General features: G+C 70.0%; 8 protein-coding genes. 3 read left to right on the top strand and 5 right to left on the bottom strand.

Features of this window, described 5'->3' with window-relative positions; genetic code table 11:
• The coding region (locus Q0L15_RS19050) for a proteasome accessory factor PafA2 family protein (protein WP_296606098.1) at positions 1-642 on the bottom strand (642 nt) is incomplete at its 3' end.
• Between the two features lie 43 nt (positions 643-685).
• On the opposite strand from Q0L15_RS19050, the gene Q0L15_RS19055 reads away from it, so the two are divergent.
• Complete coding sequence (locus tag Q0L15_RS19055) at positions 686-1,306, top strand: class I SAM-dependent methyltransferase (protein ID WP_296606100.1); 621 nt, start codon at positions 686-688, stop codon at positions 1,304-1,306.
• Positions 1,303-1,803, top strand: coding sequence for an aminoacyl-tRNA deacylase (locus Q0L15_RS19060; protein WP_296606101.1), 501 nt, complete (start codon positions 1,303-1,305; stop codon positions 1,801-1,803). The genes Q0L15_RS19055 and Q0L15_RS19060 overlap by 4 nt, the downstream gene beginning before the upstream one ends.
• Before the next feature lie 23 nt (positions 1,804-1,826).
• Here Q0L15_RS19060 and Q0L15_RS19065 read toward each other — a convergent pair whose 3' ends face one another.
• The 4 genes from Q0L15_RS19065 to Q0L15_RS19080 all read right to left on the bottom strand — a co-directional run bounded on the left by Q0L15_RS19065 (position 1,827) and on the right by Q0L15_RS19080 (position 6,278).
• Positions 1,827-2,006, bottom strand: a complete 180-nt coding sequence (locus Q0L15_RS19065; protein ID WP_296606102.1) for a hypothetical protein — start codon at positions 2,004-2,006, stop codon at positions 1,827-1,829.
• A gap of 214 nt (positions 2,007-2,220) precedes the next feature.
• On the bottom strand, positions 2,221-3,975 hold the full coding sequence (arc, locus tag Q0L15_RS19070) for a proteasome ATPase (RefSeq protein ID WP_296606104.1): 1,755 nt from the start codon (positions 3,973-3,975) through the stop codon (positions 2,221-2,223).
• Positions 3,976-4,151: 176 nt separating this feature from the next.
• Positions 4,152-5,132 (bottom strand): tRNA (adenine-N1)-methyltransferase, encoded by a 981-nt coding sequence (locus Q0L15_RS19075; protein WP_296606106.1) that lies wholly within the window; start codon positions 5,130-5,132, stop codon positions 4,152-4,154.
• A gap of 9 nt (positions 5,133-5,141) precedes the next feature.
• Complete coding sequence (locus Q0L15_RS19080; protein WP_296606108.1) at positions 5,142-6,278, bottom strand: site-2 protease family protein; 1,137 nt, start codon at positions 6,276-6,278, stop codon at positions 5,142-5,144.
• Between the two features lie 91 nt (positions 6,279-6,369).
• Between Q0L15_RS19080 and Q0L15_RS19085 the strand changes: the two genes are divergently transcribed.
• The coding region (locus Q0L15_RS19085) for a PD-(D/E)XK nuclease family protein (RefSeq protein WP_296606109.1) at positions 6,370-6,595 on the top strand (226 nt) is incomplete at its 3' end.

Consider the following 6,595-nt stretch of genomic DNA (forward strand, 5'->3'; position numbering starts at 1 on the left):
GACCTCGACCTCGAAGAAGTCGGCACGCTGGCTGATCTGGAAGCCGTGCTCGCGGCCGTCCTGACCCATCCCCACGCGGCCGGCGCCGCAGATGACCTGACGGCTGACGAAGAACGGCGTGAGGTGGCGCACGATGTCGCCGAACGGTGTCGAGCGCCGCATCAGGTAGTTCTCGTGGGCGCCGTACGACGCCCCCTTGTTGTCGGTGTTGTTCTTGTAGAGCACGATCTGGGGGCCGCCGGGGAGCTGCGCGGCGCGGCGGGCGGCGTCGAGCATCACCTGCTCCCCCGCCTTGTCCCAGCGGACGATGTCGAGGGGTGTGATCACCTCGGGCGTGGAGTACTCGGGATGGGCGTGATCGACGTACAACCGGGCCCCGTTGGTGAGGATCACGTTGGCCAGACCCATGTCCTCGTCGGTCAGCTGGGTCGGGTCGGCGACCTGGCGCGACATGTCGAACCCACGGGCGTCGCGCAGAGGCGACTCCTCCTCGAAGTCCCACCGGGCGCGGCGGGCCTTGACGGTCGAGGAGGCGTAGGCGTTGACGACCTGCGAGGAGGCGACCATCGGATTGGCGAGAGGCTGGCCCTGGACGGCGATGCCGTACTCGACCTCGGTCCCCATGACCCGACGCACGCTCATGCTTCGAGCCTACGCGAGTGGAACACGTCCTACTCTCGAGGGCATGGGCTTCTGGACCGAACGCGTCGTCCCGCACCTGGCCGATCGATCGCTGTCGATACCGGAGGTGAGCCGGCTGCGCGAGGTGGCGGCCTCGGGGCTCCGCGGCCGGGTCCTGGAGATCGGCTTCGGCAGCGGGCTGAATGTGGCGTACTACCCCGCTGAAGTGCGTCAGGTCGACGCCGTCGAGCCGTCCGACGTCGCGTGGGAGATCTCGGCGCGGCGACGCGCTCGGTCCGCCGTGCCGATCGAGCGCACCGGGTTGGACGGGCAGCGGTTGGCCGCGGCCGACGGCCAGTACGACGCGGTGCTCTCCACCTTCACCCTGTGCACGATCCCCGACGTCGAGCGCGCGTTGAGAGAGGTACGGCGGGTGCTGCGTGCGGACGGGGTGTTCCACTTCCTGGAACACGGGTTGGCCCCCGACCGCCGGGTGGCGCGCTGGCAGCACCGTCTGAACCCGTGGCAGCGGCGGCTGGCGGGGGGTTGCCACCTCGACCGCGACATCCCCCGGTTGGTCGGGTCGCACCTGCAGGTGGACTCGGTGGACGCCGCCCACCTGGCGGGCCCTGCGGTGATCAGGCCGTGGACCCACGGCTTCGTCGGAACGGCGAGGCGGACGTGAGCGAGGACCGCTCGGCCCGGGCGGTCGCGTCGGCCGAGGCACTCGGACTGGCGTACACGCTCACCCGCCACGGACCGGTTCGCTCCTTGGCGGAGGCTGCCACGGCGCGCGGCGTCGAGCCGCGCCAGATCATCAAGACGATGGTGGTGCGGGTCCGTGAGGGCGATCACCGGTTCGTCCTGGTGCCTGGCGACCGCGAGATCGCCTGGCCCAAGCTGCGGGCGCTCCTGGGCGTCAACCGGGTCTCGATGCCCAGCGCGGAGGCGGCGTACGGCGTGACCGGCTACGTCCGCGGCACGATCACCCCGCTCGGCAGCGCCACGGCGCTGCCGGTCATCGCCGACTCCTCGATCAGCGGCGCCGTCAGCATCGGTGCGGGCGCGCCCGGGGTCGCGCTGAGCGTGGACGCCGCCGCGCTGATCGCCGCGCTCGACGCGACGGTCGCCGACGTCACGGACGTCACGGACGTCACGGACGCAGGGCGAGCCGGAACCTAGGTCCGCCCCACTCCGAGGCGGCGTCAGCCGCCGGGTCCGCTGAAGCCGCTGTCGCGATGGATCATCGCCTGGTTGGTCGCCCGTCCGCGGGCGCTCTCGGCGCCGGCATCCGGCCGTCCCGGACGGCCCTTGGCCCGACCGCTGGACCACCACGCGAGCCCGAACAGAACGACGGCGACCGCGAGAACGATGAGCCAGAACATCACGACGACTCCCCCGAGTTGGTGGGACAGGGTGACCCTGTCTTATGGGTCGACCGTACGCGTCCCGGCCGCGGTTCGCCACGTTCCCCGCGGCGGTGCCGTACGTCGTTTGGTCACCAACGACATCGTGGGAGCGATCCCAGATGCCGTTGGTGACCAAACCGCAGCACCGCCGAGCTCGCGCGCCGGCGGGGTCCGGGGTGGTGCGGAGCTGTCAGAGGTACTGACCGGTGTTGGAGACCGTGTCGATCGACCGCCCCGGCTCGGTGCCCTGCTTGCCGGTGATGAGCGTGCGGATGAACACGATCCGCTCGCCCTTCTTGCCGGAGATGCGGGCCCAGTCGTCGGGGTTGGTGGTGTTGGGCAGGTCCTCGTTCTCCTTGAACTCGTCGACGCACGCCTGCAGCAGGTGCGAGACCCGCAGGCCCCGCTGGTCGTGGTCGAGGAAGTCCTTGATGGCCATCTTCTTGGCGCGGTCGACGATGTTCTGGATCATCGCCCCGGAGTTGAAGTCCTTGAAGTACAGGACCTCCTTGTCACCGTTGGCGTAGGTGACCTCGAGGAACCGGTTCTCCTCGGTCTCGGTGTACATCCGCTCGACGGTCGCCTGGATCATCGCGGCCACGCACGCCTCACGGTCGCCCCCGAACTCGGCGAGGTCGTCGGCGTGCAACGGCAGGCTCGTGGTGAGGTACTTGCTGAAGATGTCCCTGGCCGATTCGGCGTCGGGGCGCTCGATCTTGATCTTCACGTCGAGCCGGCCCGGCCGCAGGATCGCCGGATCGATCATGTCCTCGCGGTTGGACGCACCGATGACGAGCACGTTCTCGAGCAGCTCGACACCGTCGATCTCGCTCAGCAGCTGCGGGACGATCGTGTTCTCGACGTCGGAGGACACGCCGGACCCGCGCGTGCGGAAAAGGGAGTCCATCTCGTCGAAGAAGACGATCACGGGGGTGCCGCCGCTCGCCTTCTCACGGGCGCGCTGGAAGACCAGGCGGATGTGGCGCTCGGTCTCGCCGACGTACTTGTTGAGCAGCTCGGGGCCCTTGATGTTGAGGAAGTACGACTTCCCCTCCTGGCCCGTCTTGGCGGCGACCTTCTTGGCGAGCGAGTTGGCCACAGCCTTGGCGATCAGCGTCTTGCCGCAACCGGGAGGGCCGTAGAGCAGAACGCCCTTCGGCGGCTTGAGCTGGTGCTCCTTGAACAGCTCAGGGTGCAGGTAGGGCAGCTCGACCGCGTCACGGATCTGCTCGATCTGGCCGGACAGGCCACCGATCGACTCATAGGCGATGTCGGGGACCTCTTCGAGGACGAGCTCCTCCACCTCGGACTTCGGCACCTTCTCGTACACGTAGCCGGCCCGGGAGTCGAGCAGCAGCGAGTCGCCGGCGCGGATCATGTCGCCGCGCAGCGGCTCGGCCAGTCGCACCACCCGCTCCTCGTCCGCGTTGGCGATGACCAGGGCCCGCTCGCCGTCGGCAAGAAGCTCCTTGAACATCACCACCTCCCCGACCTCCTCGAAATCGAGGGCCGCGACGACGTTCAGTGCCTCGTTGAGCATGACCTCCTGGCCGCGCTGGAGGCTGTCGAGGTCGACGCTCGGGCTGACGTTGACCCGCAGCTTTCGACCGCCGGTGAACACGTCGATCGAGTCGTCGTCGTTACGCGCGAGGAAGGTGCCGAACCCGGCCGGCGGCTGCGCGAGCCGGTCGACCTCCTCCTTGAGCTTCATGATCTGGTCGCGAGCCTCGCGCAGGGTCTGGGCGAGGCGCTCGTTCTGCGAGGTCAGTCCCGCGAGCGAGCGCTGGGCGTCCGCGAGGCGCAGCTCCAGGCCGCGCGAGCTGCCGGGGCTCTCACTGAGCCGGTGTCGGAGTTCGGAGACCTCGGCCTCCAGGAGCCGGACCTGGCTCGCGAGCTCCTCGGGGCTGCGACCACCCGTGCTGGACACGCCTTCTGATGTCGACATCAGCGCCACCTCCTGTGCCGACGACCCTACCCGCGGTCGGTCAAGACGAAAGCCCTCATTTCGCGGTGTCGATCACGATTTGGTCGCGCGTCGGCCACTTTGCGGGTTGGTCACCAACGACATGAGAGCCGCCCGCGGATCTGTCGTTGGTGACCAAACGGCACCCCGCCGCACCCTCAGGTGAGGTCGCCCGGGTCCTCGGTGGGGACGTCGGTAGGTACGTCTGTGGGTACGCCCGCGGGGCGCGGGCCGGTGTAGTCGGGGCCGTACGCCCCGGGCGCCGGTCGGCGTCGCTTCAGCGGCGGACGCTCACCCGGCGCCATGCGGCGGGCGGTGACCAGGAACGCCGTGTGGCCGATCATCTTGTGGCCAGGACGCACCGCGAGGCCCTCGACGTGCCAGTCGCGCACCAGGGACTCCCAGGCCTGCGGCTCGGTGAACCCGCCGTGCACGCGGACGGTCTCGACGAACCGGGACAGCTGGGTGGTGGTGGCGACGTACGCGCACACGATCCCGCCGGGCCGCAGTGCGTCGGCGGTCGCGTCCAGGCACTCCCAGGGCGCCAGCATGTCCAGGATGACGCGGTCGGCTCGCCGTCCGGAGGCCGGGAGCGCCTCGGCGAGGTCGCCCACCTCCAGTGTCCACGCCGGGTGGGTCTGTCCCTCGGGCGCGCCGAAGAACTGGTTGACGTTGCGGCGCGCGACGTCGGCGAACTCCTCGCGGCGCTCGTAGGAGGTGACGGTCCCGAACGGCCCGACGGCGCGCAGCAGCGAACAGGTCAGCGCGCCCGAACCGACCCCTGCCTCGACGACGTCGGCGCCGGGGAAGATGTCGGCCAGCGCAACGATCTGAGCCGCGTCCTTGGGGTACACGACCGCAGCGCCTCGTGGCATCGAGACCACGAACTCGGAGAGCAGCGGACGGAAGACCAGGTACTCCCCGCCGGCCGACGATGTGACGGTGAAGCCCTCCTCCCGGCCGATGAGCTCGTCGTGGTCGAAGTGCCCACGGTTGGAGAAGAAGCGCTTGCCGACCTCGAGGCAGATGTTGTGGCGGCGGCCCTTGCTGTCGGTGAGCCGCACCCACTCCCCCGCGCGCAGCGGGCCGCGGTGGACACCTGACCAGGCTTCGGGCGGTACGTCGGGGTGCTCGGACACGCCGGAACCCTAGTGGCCCGCGGCCCGGAACGCCCTATCCACGTCGGCGGTGGCCAGCACCCCCACCAGCGAACCGTCGGGCTCAACGAGCAGGTACTCCGCGGCCGGGGTGCGGCTGATCGCCATGACCAGGTCCTCACCGGCCAGGCCGGCAGGCAGCCGAAGGCCCTCCTCCAGGGAGCGCGCAACGGCCGAGACGGCGACCCACGGCTGTCGGTCGGCCGGCGTGGCCTGGACTGCGGCCTCGCTGACGATGCCCTCCGGGGCGCCGCTCGAGGTGACCGTGACGATGCTGCCGGCCTGGGCCTCGTGCGCCCGTCGTACGGCCTCGGCCAAGGGCAGGTCGCTGGGGACGGTGAGCGTACGGCGCGCGAGCTCGCGCGCGACCAGGTGGGGAAGACGGCTGCGCAGCCGAGCGGACGCCATCGCCGCCGTCGAACCGGACCACAAGAACGCCGAGATCACGAACGCGAGGATGTAGTCGACCATGTCCGGGGTAGTGCCGATGAGCTCCTCTTGGAGGAACGGCCAGAACAGGACGGCGGCGGCGGTGAGCCGCCCGCCCCACCCTGCGACGATCGTGCCGCGGTGCATGTTGCCGGTCAGTCCCCACACGGCCGACTTGAGCACCCGGCCGCCGTCGAGCGGCAGGCCGGGCACGAGGTTGAGGATGCCCACCAGAAGGTTGGCGCCGGCGAGGCCCTCGACGGCCATCAGGAGAAGTCCCTCGGGTGTCACCTCCCGTACGCCGAGCGCAATGGCGCCGACCGCCAGCGAGGTGAGGGGGCCGACGACGGCGATGAGGAACTCCTGGCGCGGCTTGCGCGCCTCACCCTCGATCGAGGTCATGCCCCCGAGGAAGTGCAGCGTGATCGAGGTGACCGAGAACCCGTAGCGTCGGGCCATGACCGCGTGGGACGCCTCGTGGAGCAGGACGGAGAGGTAGAGGATCACGGCGAAGGCGAGTCCGGCGAGGTACTTCCAGCCACCCAGCCCGGGCTGAGCCTCGTCGACGGCGGGCGCGACGATCACAGCGATGAGGCCGGCCACCAGGAACCACGAGGACGAGATCAGGACGTCACTGCCGGCGACGGTACCGACCTTGAGCGTGCCCGGGGGACGTGATCGGGGAGCGGAATCGGACACGCATCGAGGCTAGCCGACCCCCCTGTGGCGGCTCCCCTCACGGCGCGGGGTGGACGTTCCGGTGTCGGTGGGCTCACCTAGGGTGAGCCGCATGAGCATGCAGTCCGAGTCGCCCGCGACCCGGATGTCGAGGCCGGTCGACGGAGTCGAGGTGCTGGGCGCCTTGTCGCCGAGCCGCGCCGGCGACTTCTTGAGCTGCCCCTTGCTCTTCCGGTTCCGCACGATCGACAAGCTGCCCGAGCCCTTCTCGCCCGACGCGGTGCGCGGGACGGTGGTGCACAAGGTGCTCGAGGACCTCTTCGACCTCCCCGCCTGCG

The organism is Nocardioides sp. (assembly GCF_024509035.1).
Classification (GTDB): domain Bacteria; phylum Actinomycetota; class Actinomycetes; order Propionibacteriales; family Nocardioidaceae; genus Nocardioides.